The sequence below is a fragment of the Paracoccus onchidii genome (genome assembly GCF_028294535.1).
Classification (GTDB): domain Bacteria; phylum Pseudomonadota; class Alphaproteobacteria; order Rhodobacterales; family Rhodobacteraceae; genus Paracoccus; species Paracoccus onchidii.
This window is the reverse complement of record NZ_JAQBIE010000002.1, coordinates 156,496-179,117: the sequence shown is the minus strand read 5'-3', so window position 1 is coordinate 179,117 and position 22,622 is coordinate 156,496. Positions and strand designations below refer to the sequence as shown.

The following is a 22,622-nucleotide window of genomic DNA, read 5'->3' as shown; positions in this document are numbered from 1 at the left end:
TTTGGACATCCATGACGACAAGACGGTGATGCGGGCCCGCGATTTCTGGGCATCCTTGCTGTTGATCCTTGTGTCGGTGTTTTTCATCTGGCGCACATTCGACATTCCGTTGCTGGCCGGAACTCAGGGCGGAGTAAAAGGGGTCGAGTGGTTCAATTCGGCGGCGATCGTGCCGTTAGGTGTCTTCGTGGCCTTGCTGATCCTTTCGGTTGCATTGCTGGCCCGTTCCATTCGCGAAGGCGGCGCGGCCCTGGCGCTGGACAAGGTTGGGCTGGGCTGGAACCCGGCAGAGGCGCTGCGCTTTTGCACGCTGATCGTGATCTTCCTGTTCTATATCGTGGCGCTTGTGCCGCGAGTTGATTTCATCATTGCCTCGGGATTGCTGATTACCGCGCTGATCTATGGCTATCACAGTGGTCGCCCGAAGCGGATGTTGCTGGCCACCTTGGCAATGACGGTATCGGGCCTGGCCGCATTGATTTTGCATTTTCCGCAATCGGAATGGAATGCCCATGATGATGACTGGATCGCCTTGGGCGTCTGGCTGGCCCTGACCATCTGGTCATTGTGGAACGGACGCGGCGATCCCGTCGCTCGGGTGACGCCGGTGATCGCCATCGGTGCTCCGCTGGTGCTGATCTGCGCGATGGCCTTTGCCTTCCGACAGAATGTGCCCAATCGCAGCGGCCTTCTGTTTTCCAAGATCGAATATCACTACTATGTCACGCTCGCACCGATGTGGAGGCAGTGATGGATTTTCTGCTCTCGCAACTCATCGGTTTTGGCGGTGCTTTTGTCGCGCTGGTTTCTGACCCGCTGACATATCTGTATTTGATCGGGTCGGTCTTTCTGGGCATCACGTTCGGGGCGTTGCCGGGACTGACGGCGACACTGGCCGTCACCATCCTGACCGGCTTTTTCGGCAACAAGATCCCGCTGGATTATTCACTGATCGCCTTGTTGGGGGCCTATGTCGGTGCGATCTACGGAGGTTCTTACCCTTCGATCATGCTCAACATCCCCGGCACGGCCGCAAGCGCGGCAACCGCGATGGACGGGCATCCGCTGGCAAAGGCGGGCAGGGGGGGCGAAGCATTGGGGCTGACCACCACCGCCAGCTTTATCGGCACGCTGATCGGCACGACGGCGCTGCTGGTGTTTGTCTGGGCCTTGCTGCTGGTGTCAAAGAACATCGCCAGCCCTGAAAAGGCGCTGCTCGCATTGTTTGGAATTCTGCTGTCCGGCGCATTGATGAGCGAGGATCTGGTCATCAAGGGCTGGATCGCCGGGCTGATCGGGCTGGCCATGGCGATGGTCGGGCTTGACCCGCTGTTGTCCGAGCCGCGCTATACCTTTGGCTGGTCATATATGCTGTCGGGATTTCAGGTCGTGCCGGTTCTGATGGGGGCATTCGCAATCCCCCAGATCATCGCCGGAATGCGACACACGCAGCGCGCCAAACTGACCCAGCTGACCGGGCGCATCGTGCCCAGTTTCGCCGCAGTGCGCCGGTATTTGCCCACGATCACCCGTTCCGGGGTCATCGGCACGGGTGTTGGCGCTTTGCCGGGGGTGGGCGAAGATGTCGCCGGCTGGGTCAGCTATGGCGTCGGCAAGACGGTCTCGAAAGAGGGGGACAAGTTCGGCAAGGGATCGATCGAAGGGTTGTTGTCTTCGGAAACCGCGAACAATGCCTGCATCGGTGGGGCGCTGATTCCGCTTTTGGTGCTGGGCATTCCGGGATCGCCCCCTGCCACGGCGCTGATGGGCGCGTTCATGATCAACAATGTCATCCCCGGCCCGACGCTGGACCCGTCTATCATTTTGCGCGTGGTCGCCATTCTTGTGCTGGCATCCTTTACGATGTTCCTGATGGGGTTGTTCACCGCGCGGGTCTTTATCCGCATCCTGCGGATTCCGCAGACGGTGTTCTTGCCGGTCGTCCTGATCCTGACCACCATCGGGTCCTTCAGCGTAGGGGGCGGAATCAATGATCTTTACCTGATGCTGGGGGTCGGCGTGGTGGCCTATTTCATGAATATGCTGGCCTTTCCAATCGCGCCGCTGGTCATTGGTGTCATCCTTGGCGGCATGTTCGACGAGATGTTCCGCCGGTCGCTTTTCCTGTCGGACGGCGACCTGAGCGTTTTCGCATCGCGCCCCGCCGCCGCGGTGCTTCTGGCTTTGAACCTGGCCCTGATCGCAAGCCAGCTTCCCCCCGTAAAACGCGCCTTGGGGCGCATTCGTCGAAGGATCGTCTGATGTATGCTGTCACCGTCACTTTCGTGACCAAACCCGACCAGTTTGATATGTTTTTGCCGTTGGTCCTTGAAAATGCACGCACATCCCTGGAGCTGGAACGGGGTTGCCACCGCTTTGACGTCTGTACGGATCCAGAGCTGCCGGAGCGGGTATTCCTGTATGAATTGTATGATGATCGTGCAGCATTCGACCTTCACCTGAAATCGTCACATTTCAGGTCGTTCGACACCGCGATCGGATCGATGATTGCCGACAAGAGGGTTCATTGCTTCTCGAATGTCGAGGGCTGAACATGTGGGAAGTGCATGCCGTCAAATACGCGGATCGAAACGCCAGGACCCGCCGCGACAGTTTTATCTTTGATGACAATCATGATGCGCCACATGCAATGGATTACTTCATGTGGGTTCTGCGCCGGGGCGATCAGATCGTTCTGGTCGATACCGGATACGACAATGACGAGGCCGCGGCACGGGGGCGCCCCATTCGTCTGGATCCGCGCGCGGCATTACAGCCGCTTGGGATCGACCCGGCAGATGTCACCAACGTCATTGTCACCCATTTGCATTACGATCATGCGGGTGGGCTGCATCTTTTCCCCAATGCGACCTTGCATCTGCAAGCGGCCGAAATGGCCTTTGCCACCGGGCCTTGCATGTGTCATGACACGCTGCGCGCGCCCTTTACGGCGGGCCATATCTGCGAAGCGATCCAACGCTTGTATTCGGGGAAAGTCGTGTTCCACGACGGAGACGCCGAGCTGGCTGAAGGCATCACCGTGCACCGCATCGGCGGGCATAGCAGGGGCCTTCAGGCGGTGCGGGTCATGACCGGCGCAGGCTGGATGGTGCTGGCGTCGGATGCCGCGCATTTCTATGAAAACCTGTTTGCGCGAAAACCTTTCCCGATTGTTGTCGATATGCAGGACATGTTGGACGGGTTTGATCGTTTGCGACAGCTTGCCAGCAAGCCCGAATTGATCATTCCGGGGCATGATCCGCTGGTGCGCAACTATTTCCCCGCCGGGGTCGCCGATCATATTTTTCGACTGGATCCCGGACCTATACGAAAGATTCCGACATGAGCGAGCAATCCAGACAGCGCGAAGATATTTGCAGGATCGCGAAATCCATGTTCGACCGGGGGCTGACCTGCGGTGCGTCGGGCAACATTTCGGTGCGCTTGTCCGATGGCAGCCTGCTGATGACACCCACCGGCAGCTCGATGGGGTTTCTGGATCCCGCGCGCATCAGCCATCTGGACCGCGACCTGCAATTGCTGTCGGGGGACCCTCCGACGAAGGAGATCCCGCTTCACACCGCATTCTATGACACGCGTCATGGGACCGGGGCGGTTGTGCATCTGCATTCATCGCATTCGGTTGCCCTGTCGATGTTGCCTGATATCGACCCCAACGACATGCTGCCGGCATTGACGCCCTATGCGATCATGCGGCTGGGCAAGGTTCAGCGGTTGCCCTTTATCCTGCCCGGCGATCCCGCGATGGGCGATGCGGTGCGCGGGCTGGCGGGCCGCCGGTCAGCGGTTGTTCTGGCAAATCATGGGCCGGTCGTGGCGGGCAAGGATCTGTGGGCGGCCACCTATGCAATCGAAGAACTGGAAGAAACCGCCAAGCTTGCCCTGCTGACGCACGGCGCGGGTGCGATGGGGCTAAGCACGGCCCAGATCGCTGCGGTGGTCGAAAGATTTGACATTGACTGGTAAAGGGAAGGGGTGCCCGATGGGAACCGCCGCACGCATCGCGCTGATCAAGGGTGACGGAATCGGGATCGACGTGGCCGAGGCCGCCATGCAGGTCGCAGAGGCAGCCTGCAGCCATGTCAATGCCCCGGCGCTGGAGTTTGACGATATCCATGCCGGGGCCGGTTACTTTCGCGACACCGGCACAGATATCGAGCCGGGCGGCGAAGAACGTGCCGGATCAGCGGACGCCATTTTCCTTGGTGCCATCGGCCTGCCTGCGATCCGACACGCAGATGGGACCGAGATTTCCCCGCATCTTCGTCTGCGGGATCGATACGGGCTTTATGCCGGCATACGCCCTGTCCGCGCCTATCCGAATGCGCCCCAGCGCCTTGCCGACCCGCGTGCTGCCGGGCTGGATCTGATCATCCTGCGTGAAAGCACCGAAGGTTTGTTCTATTCGGCTGCTGCCCATGGCAGGGCGCAGGTCATCGGTGATGACGAAGTGCGCGAAACGCTGCGCATCACCCGATCTACCACCGAAAAGCTTCATCGGTTCGCCTTTCGTTTGGCGCGAAAGCGGCATGAGCGGGGCAAGCGCGCCCGTCTGACCTGTGTGGACAAGGCCAATGTGTTCTCGTCCATGGCGTTCTTTCGCAAGATCTTTGATGAAATTGCAGCCGATCACCCCGAGGTCGAAATCAGCTACAACTATGTTGATGCCCAGGCGCTGGACCTGGTGCGCAGGCCTTGGGATTTCGACATTCTGGTCATGGAGAACATGTTCGGGGATATTCTTTCGGATCTTGCCGGGGGGTTGGTCGGCGGTATGGGCATGGCAGCTTGCGCCGAAATCGGCGACAGCACCGGACTGTTTCAGCCCGCCCATGGCAGCGCCCCCGACATCATGGGCCAGGACAAGGCAAATCCTTTGGCCGCAATCCTCAGCGCCGCATTGATGCTGGATTACCTTTCCGAAAAGACGGGGAATTCAAGCTACGCAGAGGCCGGATTGGCCATTGACCTGGCCGTCGATGCCGGATTTGCTGCGAACGCATTGCGCCCGATGGAGTTTGGCGGCGATATGGGCACCCATGCGGTCACCAACGCAGTTCTGAAACATCTGGGCGGTTGATTGCCCTTTGCGCGACACGCTTGTTCAGGCTTCAGGTCCGGCGCGAGACCCAGCCCTTATACGTAAATGCGGCAAAGAACATTTGAACCTGTTCAAAGCCGGCTTTGTTCAACAGAGCTTCATCGAGGTCCGGGGCAAGAACCGGCAGGTGCTGTTTCATGGCCTGAGCGCCTCTCCTTGCCTGCGCAGCGGGAACCCCGGACGCTTCCAGCCAGGCGGCATTGCGTCCCAGCCAAAGGTCGCGCGCGGATCCATCTGTCGGAAAGCTGTGATGGGCTGTAACAAGGGGCGCGCCCGGTCGCAGGCGGCCTGCAATTTGCTGCAATGTGCGCAAACGCTCGTCACGTTCCAGGAAATGCAGCGTCAGCAGGCAGACCGCCCCGTCAAAGGGTCCGCTCGGCGCATCATCGATATATCCTTGGCACAATGACACCCGGTCGAGATGCGCGGCCGCAGTCTGACGCGCCTGGGCAAGCATTTGCGCGGATGGGTCGATCCCGCAGAAACGCCATTGCGGATGTTGCCCGGCCAATGCGCATAGCTCCAGCCCGCCGCCGGCCCCAAGAACCAGAACCGAGCCGGTTTGAGGCACATGTTCGGCCAGAAGCAACCCGGTCATACGGTGAAGATCCGTCAGGGCGGGAACATGGCGCGCAACGCGTTCAGCATAGCTTTCCGCATCACCGTGCTGATCTGTATCGTTCATGGTGTTTTGAAACATCTTTTCTGTTGCATGATGATGCTTGATTTCCGGCATCGGTCTGCCTGACATGTTTTTGTGCCAGTTCAGTTAGGGGCTATGTGAAAGCGATCGGCCTACCGGCGGTGGAACGGATATTCCATGCGGCAGTAATTGCCCGCAGCCATCGCCACCGAAACGGACCCATCCTTCGGCCCCGAGCCGAACTGGGACGGACCTGCATTGGCGGTCTTTTTCGCCGGATCCAACGTGAAGGTCATACCATGCCCCGCCTTTCGGGGTTTGGGCGAAGCTCGCCACATTCTGGTTTTACCGTCCAACCCCAAAGCGCGCTTTGCAAAATCACCGGCAGCACACCAATATTGGGTCTCGATCCGGCGAACATCCAGTTCGACGGCAATTTCGGTCGGACTGATTTGCTGAACCTTCATGCCATTGATCGCGGTGAACGCAGCGGCAGGCAGGGGAAGCAGCAGGGCGAAAAGACAAATCCAACGCATCGGGACCTCCGTTCTGTTTGGATCATCTCGAAACTATGCGCCATGCTCAAGCCCTGGTTGTCACATTCACGTCAGGGCCGGCACCTCAGGCGCGTAGAAACCCACAACCGGATTTTTTGGGAAAGCGCATCTATTCAAGACATTCAAGCAAGGCCGGTCCCAAGCGTTCACGCGTCAGCAAGCTGGTGAGAAATCACCAACTATATCCATTTTCAATAAAGTGAAGCCAATATTATGCGGATTTTATATTTGAGCGAGGCGCGTAAATACCGGGGCAAGCAAATTCAACAGCAGGAGTTGTCCGATGAAGGCCATGACCCTTACCGCCTATGGTGCCGACGCACCGTTTGTATCTGCCGATCTCGATCGCCCAAACGCGTCCAATGGACATGTCGTGGTCCGCGTTCACGCGACCAGCATCAATACGATCGATACGATGATCAAGGCCATGGGTTCCGACCTGCCTTTGTCTCCGGCATTGCCCGCGGTGTTGGGCATGGATTTTGCCGGGGTCATCGAGGAAATCGGAGATGGTGTCGAAGGGTATGCCGTCGGTGACGAGGTGTATGGCTGCGCCGGTGGGCTGGCCGACCTTCAGGGTGCCTTGGCCGAATACATGCTGGCCGATGCACGCCTGATTGCCCATAAGCCGAAATCCTTGTCCATGCGTGAGGCTGCGGCCATCCCTCTGGTTGGCATTACCGCCTATGAAGGGCTGGAACGTGCCGGCGTCGGTCCCGACCAGAAAGTGCTGGTTCAGGGTGGTGCCGGCGGCGTAGGGCATCTGGCGATCCAGCTGGCCCGACATCTGGGTGCGACCGTATCGGCGACAGGAACCGGTGACGTTCATATGGCGGCCATCAAGGCATTTGGCGCGACACCGATCGATTTCATGAAGGAAAAGATTGGCGACTATGTCGCATCGCATACGGCGGGCAAAGGCTTTGATATGATCTTTGATGCCGTCGGTGGTGCGAACATGACCAATTCCTTCGAGGCTGCGGCGTTGAATGCGCAGATGGTATCGACGGTTGCATTGCTGGAAATCGACCTGACGCCTGCGCATTTCAAGGGCTTGTCGCTGCATGTGGTGTTCATGCTGTTGCCTATGCTGCATGATCACCAGCGCCAGAAACATGGCGAGATCCTGGCCAAGCTTGCGCAGATCGTCGATTCCGGTGCCATGAAGCCCATGCTGGATGAACAGCGTTTTGGCCTGCAAGATGTGGGGGCCGCTTATGCACGGCTGACCAGCGGACAAGCCATTGGCAAGGTCGTGGTCGAAATCTGATCGGGCATGGCCTCCCTGCAGTTTGTGATCGGGCGGTTCCCGACCCGATCACAGACGTTTTTTTACGGCGTTGCGGGTGTCCTTGTATTCGGGTTGTGACCGGCATATGGGGCCTGGCGATGAAGTTTTCCGATCTTGCCGAAAGGCAGATCCGCAAAGCGTAGGCCGCAGGCACATTTGACAATCTGACCTATTCGGGAAAGCCACTGGATGGTTCGACGGGTGGCAGCCCGGAAATGCGGGTCATGTATCGCACAGTTACGTTCAGCAGTTCTGCCCGGAGACGAGCGGGCAACAGCGCGACCAGACGGCCCGCCGCCAGATCATCAGAAATCATGAGATTCGAGAATCGGGCGATCCATGGCGCGGTTAAAACCAAATGCCGGACGCCACTACCATTTGCAGCCGTCGCGCCGGATTTCAACAGCCTGATCGGTAAACAGTTCCTGACAAGGCTGGCCCATGTTGGCATGTTGGCCATTGCGCCGACCATCGAAACGGACCTGATAGATCGCGCAGGGCAAACCTTGCGATCGCGTTTGTGTTCATGGGGCTGACAGTTGCTTTGGTGGCGGGTGTTCCGCCTGGAACCTGGGTCGGTCAGATATTTGGGCGGGAATCGACATCTCTGGGGGGTCTTCCTGGGTCTGCCGGGGTGGATCGCCTATGCCCTATGGGTCCTCTCAACGCTGCCAGACATGGCTCAACCTGTCTCATTCCGTCCCACAATGAGACAGATCATGCTCTTTCGACGGGCGGGATGACCAGCATCGTTGATGCGTTTCGTCTAGGGGCGGAAACTCAGCTCATGTTGCATGGTGGTGCATAGCGCCGCAGGTATCAGGGGGAGAAACTTCATGTCACCAACGCGGGACGAACTGCATTGGATGTATCGCAACATGGTCACGAGCCGCAGCTTCGAAGAGGCCATCGCGAAAATCTATTTCGAAGGCAAGACGCCGGTGTTCAACATGGCCAACGGGCCAATTCCGGGCGAGATGCACCTGTCGGACGGACAAGAACCCGTCGCGGTCGGCGTATGCGCACATCTGAACCGGACGGATGTCGTGACAGCCACACATCGCCCGCATCATCAAGCCATCGCAAAAGGCGTCGATCTTGATCGCATGGCTGCCGAGATCTTCGGCAAGAGCACCGGGCTTTCCGGCGGACGGGGGGGGCACATGCACATCTTCGATCCCGAGGTGAACTTTGCCTGCTCGGGGATCATCGGGCAGGGTTTGGGCCCGGCCGTCGGCGCCGCGCTTTCGCGCCAGATGCAGGACAAGCCCGGTGTGGCCGTGGCCTTTATCGGCGAAGGTGCCGTGAATCAGGGGGCTTTTCACGAGGCGATGAACCTGGCCGCGGTGTGGAAACTGCCCTTCATTTGCGTGATCGAGGATAATTCATGGGGAATTTCGGTTCCCAAGCAAAGTTCGACCGCGATTGCCAACAATGCCGAACGCGCGGCAGCCTATGGCATTCCCGGAATGCGCGTCGAGGGCAACGATCCCTATGCGATTTACGATGCCGCAGGCGAAGCCATTGCACGCGCTCGTGCGGGGGAAGGTCCATCCTTGCTGGAAATCGAAACCTATCGTCTCGCCGGGCATTTCATGGGCGATGCGGAAGGTTATCGCCCCAAGGGCGAAAAAGACGCGCTGCAAGAGGCCGACCCGATCCCGCGCATGCGAACCAGATTGCTGACCGATGGTGTCGCAAGTGAATCAGAACTTGCCGCCATCGAATCCGAAAGTCTGGCGCGGGTCGAAGCCGCGATCAGATTTGCCCGCGACAGCGAGGATCCGGCCCCCGAGGACGCCCTGACCTGCGTCTTTGCGGCGTAAGTGAAGCAGCGAGGAATTCCAGATGAGCAAGACCAATGAAAGAAGGCTGACCATCGCCCGCGCGATGGCCGAGGCGGTGCAGCAGGAAATGCAGCTTGATCCATCCGTTTTTGTCATGGGTGAGGATATCGGCGCCTTGGGCGGTGTATACGGGAACACACGGGGACTGCTGGACGAATTCGGGCCACAACGCATTCGCGATACGCCGATTTCGGAAACCGCCTTCATCGGCGCGGCGGTCGGGGCTGCCCAGGACGGTATGCGGCCTGTCGTCGAGCTGATGTTTGTTGACTTCTTCGGCGTCTGTTTCGATGCGATCTACAATCTGATGGCCAAGAACAACTATTTCTCGGGCGGGTCATTCAAGGTGCCGATGGTGCTGATGACCTCTACCGGCGGCGGCTATTCTGACGCGGGACAACATTCCCAATGCGTCTATGGCACCTTTGCCCATCTCCCAGGCATGAAGGTGGTGGCCCCGTCAAACGCGTATGACGCCAAGGGTCTGATGACTGCGGCAATGCGCGATGACAGTCCAGTGGTCTATATGTATCACAAGGGACTGCAGGGCATGGGCTGGCTGGGAACCGAAGCGGGTGCCACCGTCCATGTGCCCGAGGAAAGTTATACCCTGGAAATCGGCAAGGCCAAGGTCGTGCGTCCAGGCAAGGATGTTACTATCGTCAGCCTTGGAATGGGGGTGCACAACGCCTTGAAGGCTGCCATGCGCCTGGAAGAACAAGGCGTCAGTGCCGAGGTTGTCGACCTTGTCAGCCTTGTTCCACTGGATCGCGACACGATCCGGGCCAGCGTCGCAAAGACTGGGCGACTGATCGTCGTGGACGAAGATTACATGAGCTATGGCGTCTCGGGCGAGATTATCGCGTCGGTGACAGAGCATGACATTTCGGTGCTGAAGGCTGCACCGAAGAGGGTCGCTTTCCCTGATGTTCCGATCCCCTTCGCCCGCGTCATGGAACAGTACTGCCTGCCCAATCCCGACAAGATTGTCGAGGCCTGGTCCCGGATGCAGGCGGCCTGAGCCAACCCGGTTTTCACGAACAACCAAAATTGCGGGGCGCGCCTGTGGCGGCCCCGAACAACGAAGGACTGTCGAAATGGCAACAGATATCATCATTCCCGCGGATCTTTGGGAAGAAGACGAAGATGCCGTCATCACGTCATGGCTGGTCAATGACGGTGCGGTCGTCGAGGCCGGCGCCCTGATCGCCGAGATCATGACAGCCAAGGTTCAATATGAAATTCATGCCCCCGCCGCAGGTGTGGTCAAGATCAAGGAAGGGGCTGATGCCGTCGTGCCGAAAGGTGCGATCATCGGAATCGTGGAATGAGCGGCGCGATCCGCGCCATTCCCCTGAAAGGGGTGCGTGGCATGATCGCCGATCGCATGGTGGCCAGCCTGCAAACCGCCGCGCAACTGACCCATCACGGTAGCGCCGACGCCACCGCGCTGCTGTCGCAAAAGGCGCGAATGGCAGCGGCGGGCACGAAGGTTTCGATCGAAGATCTGCTGATGCGCGCGGTCATCCGTGCGCTTGGGCATCATCCTGACGCGAATGGCCGCGTCGAAAATGGCGAGATCCGGCTGGCGCAGGATGTCGATCTGTCTGTTGCCATTGCGCTGCCCGGCAATCTGCTGGTTGCGCCGGCTATTTTCGGTGCTGCCGAACTGTCGGTGTCTGAACTGCGCGAAGCACGTCAGGACCTTGCTGCACGGGCGCGCGCCAACAAGCTGAGCGTGACGGAAATGACGGGTGGCAGTTTCACCCTGTCCAACCTTGGCCTGACGCGGGTCGAGCATTTCACCCCGATCATCAACGTCCCACAGATTTGCATTCTGGGTATTGGGCGCATGACTGACCGGGCGGTTCGCTCCGCCGATGGCGGAATCGAGCTGCGCCCCCATGTCGGGTTGTCGCTGACCTTTGATCATCGGGCTCTTGATGGGGCGCCGGCGGGTGACCTGCTGACCACGATCTGTGCGGAAATCGAAGGTCCGGGCGAATGACATGCCTTGAGGTTGCATCCGCGGCAGAAGGGATCGCCCGCGAAGAGTCCCTGTTTTCGGCGTCTCGTCCGGCGGCATTCCTGTGGCGGGCGCAACAATGTTCAATCGTCGTGCCCCGAGCCCGTGCCACACGACCGGGCTTTGACAAGGTTGCCCGACGCGCCGCACAGGCAGGGTGGCCGATATTGATGCGCTCAACCGGGGGCGGTGCGGTGCCGCAAGGGCCAGGAACGCTGAACCTTGCGATTGTCGCGGCCATGCCCGCCGGGGCGCATATCCAGGACGGTTATGACCTGATTTGCGGCGCGATCTCAGAGGCGCTTCGTCGATTTGATGTCATGACGGATACAGGCGCCGTGGATGCCGCGTTTTGCGATGGAGACTGGAACCTTGTTGCGGGTGGCCTCAAGCTGGCGGGCACGGCGCAGCGTTGGCGCCCCATCGATCGGGGCGCGTCGATTGCCCTTGTGCATGCAGCGATTCTGTCGGACCCACCGCCGCGATCCGCATGGCCGGTGCTGCGCACGGTCGAGACCCTGGCCGGGGCCATCACGCCGCCGCGCCGGGACGTCCATGTCAGCCTGACAGATCTGCTTTCGGATGCCGTGAACCCCGCCAATCTGCATGGTGCGTTGCTGCGTGCGGCCAAGGATCGCCTGCAACGGATCACGCAGCTGTCCCCAGCAGCCGCACCAACCCACCGATCAGGCAACCGGCATAGCCGCGCTGTCGCGTCGGCATGAACCTGTCTCTCGAAGCAAAAAAGGAAGGAAACATGACCTATTACTCTGTGCTGGCCGTCACCCCGACCGATGAGGGTTGGATTCCCGATTACGTGCCAGTGGCCAATGAACTGGTGGCCAAACATGGCGGTCGCTATCTGGCGCGCACAACCAGCCATCAGCAGATCGAAGGCGCTGACAGCCCGGCTGCTCTTCGGATCATTCTTGAATGGCCGTCAAAAGAAGCCGCCGAGGCCTTTGTCGCGGATCCCGAATACGCTCCGCATCTTCGCGCCCGGACACGGGGATCTGACAGTGTTCATTTCCTGATCGAAGGAAAAGACGTGCTGGCCTGAACCACCGGCAACCTCCGGACTGAGGAGGCCGAGGTTGCCGCGAAGAACACACCCATAGGGAGGCAATAAGACATGAACATCCGATTTCACAGGATGAAACCGCCCCGCCAAGACCATCTTGGTATCAGTCGCCGCATGTTCCTGATGACCACGGCGATGGCCGGGGTAACCACGGGTGCCATGCTTGGCAGCGCGGGGCGTGGCGTGGCGGCAACGCTGGCCAACGGGCAGGACGCTACGTTGCTGCAAATGATTCAGGACATATACCCCCATCCTGATCTTTTGGACCCCAGTCACTATCAATCAATTGCGGATTCGATCATCTCGGATAGCGAAGGAGATTCGCAGGTCGGATCCGATCTGCGCAACGGCCTGTTGCGGATTGATGAACAGGCGCAGCGGTTGTTCGGCCGCCCGTATACGGCAGTGGAGGATCCCGATGCGCGCGAAGGCGTGTTGCGGGCCTTCCAGCACGATGCGTTCTTTCAATCGGTGCGCTGGACTGCCTATTTCGCGATCTACAACAATGTCGAGATCTGGCCGCTCTTTGGATATCAGGGCTCTTCGGTCGAAGAGGGCGGGTATCTCGACCGCGGCTTTTCCGACATCACTTTCGTTCCACAAGGGCCAACCCTTGAAGAACGAATTGCAGAAGTTCAGGGCTGAAGGGGGGGGGCGGAATCATGACAAGCTATGATCTGGATGATGACAGCGTGGTCGTTATCGTCGGTTCTGGCGCGGGGGGCGGCACCCTGGCCAACGAGCTGGCGCAAAAAGGCATCAAGTCAGTCGTTCTCGAAGCGGGAAACCGGCTTGAAACCTATGACATGGAAAATGACGAATGGACCATGTTCCGCAAGATATCCTGGCTGGACAAACGATATTCGGCCGGTGGCTGGCATGGCGCGGTCAACCATCCCAACCTGCCTGCATGGATCGTCAAGGGCTATGGCGGTTCAACCGTGCATTGGGCCGGGGTTGCACTGCGCTTCAAGGAGTTCGAGTTCAAGACGCGTTCGACCTATGGCGCGGTGAACGGCGCAAATGTCGAAGACTGGCCCATCAGCCTGGCCGAGATGACCCCTTGGTACGAAAAGGCCGAGCTGAAGATGGGGGTTACAGGTCCGGTGACGGGCATGCCGCACCTGCCCTGGAACAATGGCTTTCGGGTTCTGGCGGAAGGTTGTCGGCGCACCGGGCGCAGCGACTATAACTCGGGTCCGATGGCCATCAACTCGACCGAGCGCGACGGCCGGCCGGGTTGCATGCAGATCGGGTTCTGCATGCAGGGTTGTGCGATCGGCGCCAAGTGGTCGACCATGGTCAGCGAATTGCCCCGGGCCGAGGAAAGCGGTCTGTGCGAGGTGCGCACCAACGCCATGGCGCTGCAGGTCACTCATGACGCCGAGGGCAGGGTGAATGCTGTGATCTATGCAGATGCCGAGGGCAACCAGCATCGGCAAAAAGCCCGGATCGTCTGCGTTGCAGGGAATTCGATCGAAAGCCCGCGTCTGCTGCTGAATTCTGCATCAAGCCTGTTCCCCGACGGTCTTGCGAATTCTTCGGGACAGGTCGGCCGGAACTATATGTGCCACACCTCAACCGGAATCTATGCAGTCATGCCCGAAAAGGTGCATATGTTCCGTGGCACCTCGGTCGCGGGGATCGTCGGGGATGACGTCAAACATGATCCGGCACGCGGCTTCAATGGCGGATATTACCTCGAGTTCCTGTCATTGGGGCTACCCTTCATGGCAGCGTTCCTGGAACCCGGAAATACCGGATGGGGGCGCAGCTTTGCCCGCGCAATGGAGCAATATGACCATATGTCGGGCGTTTGGGCACTGGGCGAAGATCTGGCCCAGGAACAGAATGCCGTCACGCTGCATGACAGCGAAGTCGATCAGTATGGCCTGCCGGTGCCGATCGTCGCAAAGACGCCGCACAGCAACGATCATGCCATGACGGCCCATATGGTCGAGTCCACCTCGCAGATCTACGAATCCGTTGGCGCAACCGATATCTATGAATTGCCGCCATACCCGGCCAGCCACAACATGGGCACGAACCGGATGCATGCCGACCCCGCGAAAGGGGTCGTCAATGGGTTCGGGCAATCTCATGACATCGACAACCTGTTCGTCTCTGATGGAAGCCAGTTCACTTCGTCGGGGGCCTGCAATCCGACCTTGACGATTGTCGCGCTGGCCATTCGGCAGGCGGAATATATAGCCGGCGAAATGCGCGCCGGAACGATCTGACCTGACAGCGAACTTGCCGGGTGGGGTGCCGATGGTGGCGCCCGACCGCGCACCATTCACACATGAACCAATATTTCGGAGGATAACCATGAACAAGATGCTTCCTGCGCTGGCTTGTATCGCCGCGACCGCAACCGGCCTTGCGGCGCGTGTGCATGCCGAACTGCCCGGTATGCGCGGCACGCAGCATATCGGGATTACCGTTCCCGATGTGGACGACGCCGTTGACTTCCTTGTCGATGTGATGGGATGTCAGTCGTTCTTTTCATTCGGTCCCTTCGGGCCGTTCGAAGATGATTGGATGACCAGGAACCTCAATGTCAACCCGCGCGCCGTCATCGAGACGATCACCATGGTGCGCTGTGGAAACGGCCCGGCCCTGGAGGTGTTCAAATACAGCTCTCCCGACCAGAATACGGAGTTGCCGCGAAACAGCGACATCGGGGGGCATCATATCGCATTCTATGTCGACGACATCGACGAAGCGACGCAATATTTGCGAGACAACGGCGTACAGGTCCTGGAAAGTCCGCATGAATTGACCGGTACCGGCCTGGAGGGGATGGAATGGGTCTATTTCCTTGCGCCCTGGGGGATGCAGATGGAAATCGTCAGCGCCCCGGACGGGATCATCGACGAACGGCAGAACAATCGCAAATTGTGGGATCCCCGTTCGGATTCCTGAGCTGGCCGGATGCTGGAAACCATTGGCGGATGGCGAGTCCTGGTCTAAAATGAAAACAGGAGGAGACATGATCGGACGGCTTGGTGCCCCCGCCTATCAAGAGGCCATCGCGGCCTCTTGGCAGCGATGTGAACGGCAGCACAATCTGCTGCGGGATGCCTCATGGCCAATCATGCGTCTGCAAGCATCCGAAATCGCGCCCCGGCTGGAACAGATCGTCGAACAGACCGGCGGCAGGCAAGGCTTTTTTCGTCAACTGGCCGCAGTCGCGGGCCAGGTCGGGCATTGCCTCGTCGTGACCGATGCCGAAGGGGTTCTGATCCGGCTGGAAACCGGCACTGACAGCAATGGCCCAGAGGAATGGAATGGTATATCCTTGGGGTCTTGCTGGGATGAACGGATCGCGGGCACGAATGGGGTTTCCATGGCCTTGCGTTCGGGGCATGCCTTTACGGTGCGCGGCGCGGATCATTTTTACTCCCAGCTCAGGCAGTATGCCTGCACAGGCGTTCCCGTTCTGGATGCCAATGGTGCGGCAATCGGCTCTGTCAATCTTGTTTCGATCGATCGCGGAAACCGCTCGGATTACCTGTTCGGCCAGCAATTGCTGGCTACCGCAGCTCAGCGCATCCAGCGCAACCTGTTTGCGCGGCAGTTTTCAGATGCGATGATGGTGACGGTTTCCCTTGCAGGCCAAGGAGATGTCCTGACGGGTGACGCGCTGATCGCCGTGGACGAGGCCGGAATCATTCTGGGGGCCACATCGGCGGTTGAAAAGGTCGTTGGTCATGCCGCGGCCTCGACCCTCAAGGGACAGGCGTTTCAAGCGATATTCGATCTGGACAGCGAGGCGTTGGCAAAGGTGCCGGACCGGGTTCTGTCAATGCCTGCGCGTTCCGGTAAGGCGCTGAATTTTTCAATCAAACTGCCTGGCAAAGCCCGCCAGACAAGGCCGGCCGCAGCCATTGCGAACACCGCGCACCGATCTCGGCCACTGCCCCCCTCCTTGCGCCAGATGGCAACCGGCAGCCATGCCATGGCAGCCCTGTGTCGACATGCCGAGGCCGCGTTTCGACGCGGGTCTCCGCTTTTGCTTGAAGGCGAGACGGGAACCGGAAAGACCGCGATGATTGCCGCCCTGCAGGAATCGGAAATGCCCGCTGCTCAGATGATCCAGATCGATGGCGCGACATTGGGGCAATCAGACGCGGATCGCGAGCATTTGCAAATGATCCTTGGGCAGGCCCGTGCGATTGCGGCACAGCCCGATCCGCAGCAGGGAAACGTGACACTGGTTTTCGACAATGTAGATGAGTTGCCCGATCATGCACAGGCCGAGCTGCGTCGTCATCTGGACCAGATGGAGTCCCATCAACCCTGTTGCGCCGCAACTGGCAGACTGGTGATCCCCCGTCTTGTCTGCACCAGCAAGAAATCGCTTTTCGCCGCGGTCGAGCAGGGACGGTTCCGGGACGATCTGCTTTACTTGCTGACGGTGTCGCACATTACATTGCCACCGCTTCGACGACGCGAACATCCCGAAGTTTTGGCTCAGGTGCTGGCCAGCCAGATTGCCGGTCGCAAGATCGAGTTCAGCGATGAGGCGGTCGCCGCCATTCGGCACTGCAACTTCCCGGGCAACCTGCGCGAGCTGCGTAATGCGCTGGAACGCGCCTTGATGTTGATGCAGGGCGACCGGCTAAGCGCATTCGATCTGCGCGACACCTCGATCGCCACGCATACGCCGGCATCACGCCCGGCCAGCGCACCCTCAGAAGCAGCGCCGCGACTGACCTATGATGAACGAACGCTGATTCTGGATGCGTTGGAGAATTGCCGTTGGAATGTCAGTCAGGCGGCCCGCAAGCTGGGAATGGGGCGCGCGACCATTCATCGAAAGATGAAACATCACGGCATCATCCGAGCGAAACATCCGTGATCAAGCACAAGGCGCCAGGCGCCGTCTTCATCCCGCATCGGGCTGAAGATCTGGGCGACCTTCGCTTGTGACCGATGCCGCGCGCAGAAAAAAGTCAACCGCATTTCTCTGTTTGGCCAGCATTTCAGGGGTGATCTGCATCGCGTTTGGGTCAAACATCGCATCCCAGACGCGATGCACCAGAACCAGGTCGAAAAACATCTGGGCCAGATCCTCGGGTTTGCCGACCAGCTGACCTTCGGCTGTCAGGCGCTCCATCGCGAGGGTCATCATTTCAAAACCGGGCAATCGTGACTTCTGATGCATGATCTCGCTCAGCTCCGGTCCGCCATTGCTTTCGGAAACGATAAGACGAAGCATCATGATCGTTTCCCGCTGCAAGGCGGATTCCAGCAATGCAGCGGCCAGCTTTGTCAACGTTTCACGCGCTGGACCCGGAGTTGATGCAATCTGGCGCGGCACCTGCAGCCGACGTTCGGTAAAGGCGGTGACGACCGCCTCTGCCAACGCATGTTTATCGGGGAAACGCGCATAGATCGTTTGCTTTGATCCACCGAACTTGCGCGCCACATCCTGCATCGTGGTTGCGCCATACCCCTTGGCCAGAAACAGGCAGGTCGCGGCCTCGACGATCCTGCGGGTCGCATCCGCACAGGGCGGTCTGCCGCGAGAACGCACAAGTTTTTCCGATGGCTTCATTTTTGCTTTCCCCCCCTATCAAACCCTTGTAAGGGAATTTCGGAACTTTCCGGTTCCGTTAATATCTAGACTGACGCCGCACCATGTAAAAGGCCGTTTTCCATGCCTGTTCAGTGCCACGATCCAACCCCCGTCCGTCACAGGGTTGCGCCGCATCCTGACCAGTTGCTTCTCTCCGCATTCAACCGAAGGTTTATCATGAGACTTTCAGCCGCCTTTGTCCTGTGCGCTCTTGTCCTGAGCCCGTTATCTGCGGCCTATGGGCAGGACATCCGGGACGAAGCCCCAATACGCCCCGCCAAACTGATGGTGCTGGAACGTTCCGATGACGTTATGCATCGCCGCTTCTTTGGGCGCGTCACGGCACGAAACACCGTCAACCTGTCTTTCCGCGCCGGAGGGCAAATCGAGGAGCTACCCGTTCGTGAAGGGGAATTCGTCAGGGCAGGGGACGTGTTGGGAAAATTGGACCCGGCACCGTTCGAACGGGCCGTGCGGGAAACAAAAGCCCAACTGGATCAGACCGAACGGCAGCTGAAGCGATTGTCGGAACTGGGGGCCGGGATCGTGCCGCAGGCGGATATCGATGACGCACGGACCGCACGCGATGTCGCGCAGGTCGGCTATGACGATGCGATTGACAGCCTTGAGGACGCAACTCTTGTCGCGCCCTTCGATGCGCTGATTTCCCAGCGCGTCGCAGATCGTTTTGCCACGATTGCGGCAGGCGAGCCGATCGTGCGGGCCCATGACATGAGTGAAGTCCAGATCGAGATCAAGGCGCCGGAAATCCTGTTTCGCAAATTCGGCGAACAGCCCGTGTTTTCTGCCAATGCACAGCTCAGCCATGACGGGCCGTTATATCCGCTGGAGTTTCGCGAATTCACGGCCGAGGCGACCGAAGTCGGCCAAAGCTATCTGGTCACCTTCGCGGTGATGGCGGAAACGCCAGACTACCTGTTGCCGGGATCCTCGGCCACGGTCCTGACCGATATTAGCCGCGGTGATGGAAATGGCGTGTTGATCCTGCCCGCAAGCGCGCTGCGCTTCACGCCAGAAGGCGGGGCGCAAGTGCTGGTCTTTCAACCTGACGACGGATCAGAGGATATCGGAACCCTTCAAGCCCATGACGTCGAAATCGAACCTGCCGATGGCACGAGGTTTCGGATGCTGAAAGGCCCCGAGGTCGGTGCCACCATCGTGGCCGCCGGTGCGTCGATGTTGGCAGACAAGGCTCGGGTACGCCGCTTTGAGGGACTTTCGGGTGACGGAGGTCAACCATGACGCTTGCACGCAGGGCCATCGAGGCCTCGTTGCTGACCTGGTTGCTGATTGTCGGCTGCCTTGGCGGCGGGTTGTGGGGATATCTGAATGTCGGACGGTTGGAAGACCCGGCCTTCACGATCAAACAGGCTGTCGTCTTTACAAGCTATCCGGGGGCCTCGGCCGCCCAGGTCGCCCGTGAAGTGACCGAACCGCTGGAATCCGCCATTCAGCAAATGGCTGTTCTGGATACGGTCACCTCGTCCAACAAACCCGGCGAATCCCGGATCGATGTCGAGATTCTGTCAACCGTCAGGGGTAGCGAACTGCCGCAGGTCTGGGATGAGTTGCGCAACCGGGTTGCCGATGCGGCGGCACAGCTTCCGGACGGGGCAGGGCAGCCGATCGTCAATGACGATTTTGGCGATGTCTTCGGCATCTATTTCGCCGTGACCATGCCGGGCTTTTCGGATGCGGAGATCCATGAAATTTCCAGCTATGTCCGACGCGAGATCCTGACCGTGGAAGGCGTGTCCGATGTATCGCTTGCCGGATTGCCCGAAGAAGCTGTCTATGTGATGCCCGATATGGCAATCGCATCCAATCTGGGTGTGGCGCCTGACGCCCTGACCCAGCAGATCCGCACAGCTGTGCAGATTTCTTCGGCGGGGTCGCTGGCAACGGATGGCAAACGCTTTCAGGTCGACATACCTCGCGGCACCAACAGCGTGGATGCGCTGCGTGAACTGACCGTCAATCTGGGCAGCACCGTCGTTCAGATGACAGATATTGCCACGGTCGAGCGGGAACGCGTCGAAACGCCCAGCCAGTTGATCCGTTTCAACGGTCAAGAAGCTTTCACCTTGGGTGTTGCCGGCATCGAATCCGAAAATATCGTCGACATCGGCAAACGCGTCGATGCAAAATTGCAGGCATTGCAACACGACCTTCCTCATGGCGTGGAGTTTCATCCGATCTATCAACAGCACGTCGTTGTGGATGAATCTTCGAATGGCTTCCTGATCAACCTGGCAATGTCCGTTGGGCTTGTTGTGGCGGTGCTGGCTGTGTTCATGGGGTGGCGTTCTGCCGTCGTTGTCGGCGCGACCCTGTTTCTGAATGTGGTCGGCACGTTCTTTTTCATGGCACTGGGCGGAATCGAGATGGAAAGGATCTCGCTTGGCGCATTGATCATCGCGATGGGCATGCTGGTCGACAACTCTATCGTTGTCGCAGAGGCCATGCAGATCAAGATGCAATCGGGGCGATCCTCGCGCGAGGCTGCGGATGAAGGCTCCAGCCGCATCCAGATGCCATTGCTCGGCGCCACGGTGATCGGGATCATGGCCTTTGCCGGAATTGGCTTGTCGCCCGATGCCACCGGCGAATTCATGTTCTCTCTGTTTGCGGTGGTGGCAATTTCGCTGCTGCTGTCCTGGGTGCTGGCGCTGACGGTGACGCCGTTGCTGGCCCATTACGTGTTCAAGCGCGGGACCAACGAGGGCGATGAGTATTCCGGCCCGATATTCAACGCCTATCGCCGTGTCCTAGGAGGTGCGCTCAAGGTGCGCTGGCTGTTCCTTGCCGGGCTGGTCGTCTTGACCGTCTTGTGTTTTCGCGGCTTCGCTTCGGTGCCGCAGCAGTTTTTCCCCGACAGCAGCACGCCGATCTTTTATGCCCATTACAAGCTTCCCCAGGGCAGTGACATCCACGCGGTGTCCCGTGATCTTGAACTGGCCGAGGACTGGTTGCTGGCACGTGATGACGTCACATCTGTCGCGACTTTTGTCGGCAGCGGCGCGACACGCTTCATGCTGACCTATTCGCCCGAGGAATCGCTGTCGACATATGGGCATCTGATCATTCGCACTGAAACGCTCGAGGCGATTCCGGCCTTGCTGGACGATCTGAACGACTTTGGGCGCAATACATTGGTCGAGGGCGAATTCCGAACCGAGCGGCTGGCCTTTGGCCCCGGTGGGGGGGCGCCCATTCAGGCCCGTATTTCCGGCAGCGACCCCATAGTGCTGCGCGAGCTGGCGGAAACCATTGAAAACGTGCTGAAAGATCAGGATGCCCCATTGCTGGACATTCGCACTGACTGGCGCGAATACGAACCTGTGCTCATCCCTGATTACGCGACCGAACGCGCACAGACCGCCGGCATCACAAGAACGGACATTGCCGATGCCAGCCAGATGGCGACCGAGGGTCTGTCAGTCGCCACCTACCAGGAAGGAGATCGCAAGATCCCGATCCGGCTTCGGACGCGCGAAATCCATCAGACACCCGAATTGTCCCAGCAGCTTGTCTATTCAACAGCGGTCGGCGATTATGTGCGCATGGAGCAGCTTATCGAGGATATCGAATGGCAGCCTCGCGACACCCTGATCCAGCGCCGCAATCGCGTTCCGACCATCACGGTCGAGGCCGGTTTGCCAAGTGGCACGAACGCGGCTTCGGTCTTTGCGGCCATCCGCGGCGCCGTCGAGGCGGTTCCTATGCCCAATGGCTACCAACTGGAATGGGGCGGAGAATATGAGAGCAGCACCGAAGCTCAGGCCAGTCTCGGAGGTCAGCTGCCGGTCACGATCCTGATCATGGTGTTGATCTCGATCTTGCTGTTCGGGCGGTTGCGCCAGCCTTTGATCGTGTGGCTATTGGTCCCCATGGCGGTGAACGGGGTGGTGATCGGTCTGCTCGTGACCGGGTTGCCCTTTTCCTTCACCGCACTTCTGGGCTTGCTGTCGCTGTCAGGAATGCTGCTGAAGAACGGCATCGTTCTGGTCGAGGAAATCGACCTCGTTCGGGCCGAAGGTGTTCCGTTCCGCAAGGCAATCATCGAAGCATCGACGTCGCGTCTGCGCCCGGTCGTTCTGGCGGCGGCCACGACAATCCTGGGCATGGCGCCATTGCTGTGGGACCCGTTCTTCGCCTCGATGTCAGTCACGATCATGGGGGGGCTGGCATTCGCCACAGTGCTGACACTGATCGCTGCGCCCGCGCTCTATTATGTGCTGTTCAGCAAGAAGCAGCACCATTCCACCATCACAGAGCCGGCCACGACCTGACGCGAACCACATCGCCTGCCCCAAGCAGCAAGATGCCGGAGGCTAAGGTCCTTCGGCATCTTGTTTATCCGGGCGGGCCGATACGCAGGGCAGAAACGACTTTTCCAAGCTTTTTCTCAACCTCGACCAAACTTTTGGAGACGTCATGTCAGGTCATT

General features: G+C 59.3%; 23 protein-coding genes. 20 read left to right on the top strand and 3 right to left on the bottom strand.

The annotated features are described in order from the left end of the window. Nucleotide 1: 1 nt before the first annotated feature. From PAF17_RS02370 to PAF17_RS02345, 6 genes are read left to right on the top strand one after another with little or no spacing between them, the layout of a single operon-like run. A complete protein-coding gene (locus PAF17_RS02370) occupies nucleotides 2–751 on the top strand; it encodes a tripartite tricarboxylate transporter TctB family protein (protein ID WP_271887478.1) in 750 nt (249 codons plus the stop codon). Next, nucleotides 751–2,262 carry a tripartite tricarboxylate transporter permease gene (locus tag PAF17_RS02365; protein ID WP_271887477.1) on the top strand — a complete coding sequence of 504 codons (1,512 nt, stop codon included), beginning with the start codon at nucleotides 751–753 and terminating at the stop codon, nucleotides 2,260–2,262. Before PAF17_RS02370 ends, PAF17_RS02365 begins: the two co-directional genes overlap by 1 nt. Next, entirely contained in the window at nucleotides 2,262–2,552 is a 291-nt protein-coding gene (locus PAF17_RS02360) for a putative quinol monooxygenase (RefSeq protein WP_271887476.1), read from the top strand. Before PAF17_RS02365 ends, PAF17_RS02360 begins: the two co-directional genes overlap by 1 nt. A gap of 2 nt (nucleotides 2,553–2,554) precedes the next feature. Beyond that, nucleotides 2,555–3,346, top strand: coding sequence for an N-acyl homoserine lactonase family protein (locus PAF17_RS02355; RefSeq protein ID WP_408636359.1), 792 nt, complete (start codon nucleotides 2,555–2,557; stop codon nucleotides 3,344–3,346). Then, nucleotides 3,343–3,987 (top strand): 3-oxo-tetronate 4-phosphate decarboxylase, encoded by a 645-nt coding sequence (otnC, locus tag PAF17_RS02350; protein ID WP_271887475.1) that lies wholly within the window; start codon nucleotides 3,343–3,345, stop codon nucleotides 3,985–3,987. The genes PAF17_RS02355 and otnC overlap by 4 nt, the downstream gene beginning before the upstream one ends. Nucleotides 3,988–4,003: 16 nt before the next feature. Next, on the top strand, nucleotides 4,004–5,101 hold the full coding sequence (locus PAF17_RS02345; protein ID WP_271887474.1) for an isocitrate/isopropylmalate dehydrogenase family protein: 1,098 nt from the start codon (nucleotides 4,004–4,006) through the stop codon (nucleotides 5,099–5,101). Nucleotides 5,102–5,132: 31 nt separating this feature from the next. Here the strand turns inward: PAF17_RS02345 and PAF17_RS02340 are convergent, their stop codons facing one another. Together PAF17_RS02340 and PAF17_RS02335 are read right to left on the bottom strand one after the other, a co-directional pair. Next, nucleotides 5,133–5,807 carry a class I SAM-dependent methyltransferase gene (locus PAF17_RS02340; RefSeq protein ID WP_271887473.1) on the bottom strand — a complete coding sequence of 225 codons (675 nt, stop codon included), beginning with the start codon at nucleotides 5,805–5,807 and terminating at the stop codon, nucleotides 5,133–5,135. A gap of 110 nt (nucleotides 5,808–5,917) precedes the next feature. Next, nucleotides 5,918–6,301: a hypothetical protein gene (locus tag PAF17_RS02335; protein ID WP_271887472.1), complete on the bottom strand. Its 384-nt coding sequence runs from the start codon at nucleotides 6,299–6,301 to the stop codon at nucleotides 5,918–5,920. Nucleotides 6,302–6,605: 304 nt separating this feature from the next. Here PAF17_RS02335 and PAF17_RS02330 point away from each other — a divergent pair, with 304 nt between their 5' ends. The 12 genes from PAF17_RS02330 to PAF17_RS02275 all read left to right on the top strand — a co-directional run bounded on the left by PAF17_RS02330 (nucleotide 6,606) and on the right by PAF17_RS02275 (nucleotide 17,431). Further along, nucleotides 6,606–7,592 carry a zinc-dependent alcohol dehydrogenase family protein gene (locus tag PAF17_RS02330; RefSeq protein ID WP_271887471.1) on the top strand — a complete coding sequence of 329 codons (987 nt, stop codon included), beginning with the start codon at nucleotides 6,606–6,608 and terminating at the stop codon, nucleotides 7,590–7,592. Between the two features lie 335 nt (nucleotides 7,593–7,927). Next, nucleotides 7,928–8,149 (top strand): hypothetical protein, encoded by a 222-nt coding sequence (locus PAF17_RS02325; protein WP_271887470.1) that lies wholly within the window; start codon nucleotides 7,928–7,930, stop codon nucleotides 8,147–8,149. 300 nt (nucleotides 8,150–8,449) lie between these two features. Further along, complete coding sequence (locus PAF17_RS02320) at nucleotides 8,450–9,439, top strand: thiamine pyrophosphate-dependent dehydrogenase E1 component subunit alpha (RefSeq protein WP_271887469.1); 990 nt, start codon at nucleotides 8,450–8,452, stop codon at nucleotides 9,437–9,439. 22 nt (nucleotides 9,440–9,461) lie between these two features. Next, complete coding sequence (locus PAF17_RS02315) at nucleotides 9,462–10,481, top strand: alpha-ketoacid dehydrogenase subunit beta (protein ID WP_271887468.1); 1,020 nt, start codon at nucleotides 9,462–9,464, stop codon at nucleotides 10,479–10,481. 76 nt (nucleotides 10,482–10,557) lie between these two features. Then, on the top strand, nucleotides 10,558–10,791 hold the full coding sequence (locus tag PAF17_RS02310; protein WP_271887467.1) for a lipoyl domain-containing protein: 234 nt from the start codon (nucleotides 10,558–10,560) through the stop codon (nucleotides 10,789–10,791). After that, complete coding sequence (locus tag PAF17_RS02305) at nucleotides 10,788–11,468, top strand: 2-oxo acid dehydrogenase subunit E2 (protein WP_271887466.1); 681 nt, start codon at nucleotides 10,788–10,790, stop codon at nucleotides 11,466–11,468. Before PAF17_RS02310 ends, PAF17_RS02305 begins: the two co-directional genes overlap by 4 nt. Further along, nucleotides 11,465–12,211, top strand: a complete 747-nt coding sequence (locus tag PAF17_RS02300) for a lipoate--protein ligase family protein (RefSeq protein ID WP_271887465.1) — start codon at nucleotides 11,465–11,467, stop codon at nucleotides 12,209–12,211. Before PAF17_RS02305 ends, PAF17_RS02300 begins: the two co-directional genes overlap by 4 nt. 32 nt (nucleotides 12,212–12,243) lie before the next feature. Further along, the gene (locus tag PAF17_RS02295; protein WP_271887464.1) at nucleotides 12,244–12,546 is read left to right on the top strand and encodes a DUF1330 domain-containing protein; all 303 of its coding nucleotides are present in this window, start codon (nucleotides 12,244–12,246) and stop codon (nucleotides 12,544–12,546) included. A 72-nt stretch (nucleotides 12,547–12,618) separates the two neighbouring features. Then, nucleotides 12,619–13,212, top strand: coding sequence for a hypothetical protein (locus PAF17_RS02290; RefSeq protein WP_271887463.1), 594 nt, complete (start codon nucleotides 12,619–12,621; stop codon nucleotides 13,210–13,212). A gap of 17 nt (nucleotides 13,213–13,229) precedes the next feature. Beyond that, on the top strand, nucleotides 13,230–14,807 hold the full coding sequence (locus tag PAF17_RS02285) for a GMC family oxidoreductase (protein ID WP_271887462.1): 1,578 nt from the start codon (nucleotides 13,230–13,232) through the stop codon (nucleotides 14,805–14,807). A gap of 88 nt (nucleotides 14,808–14,895) precedes the next feature. Further along, on the top strand, nucleotides 14,896–15,492 hold the full coding sequence (locus PAF17_RS02280) for a VOC family protein (protein ID WP_271887461.1): 597 nt from the start codon (nucleotides 14,896–14,898) through the stop codon (nucleotides 15,490–15,492). A gap of 67 nt (nucleotides 15,493–15,559) precedes the next feature. After that, nucleotides 15,560–17,431 (top strand): sigma-54-dependent Fis family transcriptional regulator, encoded by a 1,872-nt coding sequence (locus PAF17_RS02275; RefSeq protein ID WP_271887460.1) that lies wholly within the window; start codon nucleotides 15,560–15,562, stop codon nucleotides 17,429–17,431. A 27-nt stretch (nucleotides 17,432–17,458) separates the two neighbouring features. On the opposite strand, the gene PAF17_RS02270 is transcribed toward PAF17_RS02275, so the two are convergent. Continuing rightward, nucleotides 17,459–18,130, bottom strand: a complete 672-nt coding sequence (locus PAF17_RS02270; RefSeq protein WP_271887459.1) for a TetR/AcrR family transcriptional regulator — start codon at nucleotides 18,128–18,130, stop codon at nucleotides 17,459–17,461. A 198-nt stretch (nucleotides 18,131–18,328) separates the two neighbouring features. On the opposite strand from PAF17_RS02270, the gene PAF17_RS02265 reads away from it, so the two are divergent. Together PAF17_RS02265 and PAF17_RS02260 are read left to right on the top strand one after the other, a co-directional pair. Then, nucleotides 18,329–19,414, top strand: a complete 1,086-nt coding sequence (locus tag PAF17_RS02265; RefSeq protein ID WP_271887458.1) for an efflux RND transporter periplasmic adaptor subunit — start codon at nucleotides 18,329–18,331, stop codon at nucleotides 19,412–19,414. Then, nucleotides 19,411–22,464 (top strand): efflux RND transporter permease subunit, encoded by a 3,054-nt coding sequence (locus PAF17_RS02260; protein ID WP_271887457.1) that lies wholly within the window; start codon nucleotides 19,411–19,413, stop codon nucleotides 22,462–22,464. Before PAF17_RS02265 ends, PAF17_RS02260 begins: the two co-directional genes overlap by 4 nt. Nucleotides 22,465–22,622: the final 158 nt, after the last annotated feature.

What these genes read in the sequence shown, in the direction of transcription:
- PAF17_RS02320 (WP_271887469.1), top strand. Translation starts at nt 8,450, where the DNA reads ATGTCACCAACGCGGGACGAACTGCATTGGATGTATCGCAACATGGTC.
- PAF17_RS02275 (WP_271887460.1), top strand. Translation starts at nt 15,560, where the DNA reads ATGATCGGACGGCTTGGTGCCCCCGCCTATCAAGAGGCCATCGCGGCC.
- PAF17_RS02290 (WP_271887463.1), top strand. Translation starts at nt 12,619, where the DNA reads ATGAACATCCGATTTCACAGGATGAAACCGCCCCGCCAAGACCATCTT.
- PAF17_RS02325 (WP_271887470.1), top strand. Translation starts at nt 7,928, where the DNA reads ATGAGATTCGAGAATCGGGCGATCCATGGCGCGGTTAAAACCAAATGC.
- PAF17_RS02300 (WP_271887465.1), top strand. Translation starts at nt 11,465, where the DNA reads ATGACATGCCTTGAGGTTGCATCCGCGGCAGAAGGGATCGCCCGCGAA.
- otnC (WP_271887475.1), top strand. Translation starts at nt 3,343, where the DNA reads ATGAGCGAGCAATCCAGACAGCGCGAAGATATTTGCAGGATCGCGAAA.
- PAF17_RS02295 (WP_271887464.1), top strand. Translation starts at nt 12,244, where the DNA reads ATGACCTATTACTCTGTGCTGGCCGTCACCCCGACCGATGAGGGTTGG.
- PAF17_RS02265 (WP_271887458.1), top strand. Translation starts at nt 18,329, where the DNA reads ATGAGACTTTCAGCCGCCTTTGTCCTGTGCGCTCTTGTCCTGAGCCCG.
- PAF17_RS02340 (WP_271887473.1), bottom strand. Translation starts at nt 5,807, where the DNA reads ATGAACGATACAGATCAGCACGGTGATGCGGAAAGCTATGCTGAACGC.
- PAF17_RS02285 (WP_271887462.1), top strand. Translation starts at nt 13,230, where the DNA reads ATGACAAGCTATGATCTGGATGATGACAGCGTGGTCGTTATCGTCGGT.
- PAF17_RS02365 (WP_271887477.1), top strand. Translation starts at nt 751, where the DNA reads ATGGATTTTCTGCTCTCGCAACTCATCGGTTTTGGCGGTGCTTTTGTC.
- PAF17_RS02315 (WP_271887468.1), top strand. Translation starts at nt 9,462, where the DNA reads ATGAGCAAGACCAATGAAAGAAGGCTGACCATCGCCCGCGCGATGGCC.
- PAF17_RS02260 (WP_271887457.1), top strand. Translation starts at nt 19,411, where the DNA reads ATGACGCTTGCACGCAGGGCCATCGAGGCCTCGTTGCTGACCTGGTTG.
- PAF17_RS02280 (WP_271887461.1), top strand. Translation starts at nt 14,896, where the DNA reads ATGAACAAGATGCTTCCTGCGCTGGCTTGTATCGCCGCGACCGCAACC.
- PAF17_RS02360 (WP_271887476.1), top strand. Translation starts at nt 2,262, where the DNA reads ATGTATGCTGTCACCGTCACTTTCGTGACCAAACCCGACCAGTTTGAT.
- PAF17_RS02355 (WP_408636359.1), top strand. Translation starts at nt 2,555, where the DNA reads ATGTGGGAAGTGCATGCCGTCAAATACGCGGATCGAAACGCCAGGACC.
- PAF17_RS02270 (WP_271887459.1), bottom strand. Translation starts at nt 18,130, where the DNA reads ATGAAGCCATCGGAAAAACTTGTGCGTTCTCGCGGCAGACCGCCCTGT.
- PAF17_RS02330 (WP_271887471.1), top strand. Translation starts at nt 6,606, where the DNA reads ATGAAGGCCATGACCCTTACCGCCTATGGTGCCGACGCACCGTTTGTA.
- PAF17_RS02305 (WP_271887466.1), top strand. Translation starts at nt 10,788, where the DNA reads ATGAGCGGCGCGATCCGCGCCATTCCCCTGAAAGGGGTGCGTGGCATG.
- PAF17_RS02335 (WP_271887472.1), bottom strand. Translation starts at nt 6,301, where the DNA reads ATGCGTTGGATTTGTCTTTTCGCCCTGCTGCTTCCCCTGCCTGCCGCT.
- PAF17_RS02310 (WP_271887467.1), top strand. Translation starts at nt 10,558, where the DNA reads ATGGCAACAGATATCATCATTCCCGCGGATCTTTGGGAAGAAGACGAA.
- PAF17_RS02345 (WP_271887474.1), top strand. Translation starts at nt 4,004, where the DNA reads ATGGGAACCGCCGCACGCATCGCGCTGATCAAGGGTGACGGAATCGGG.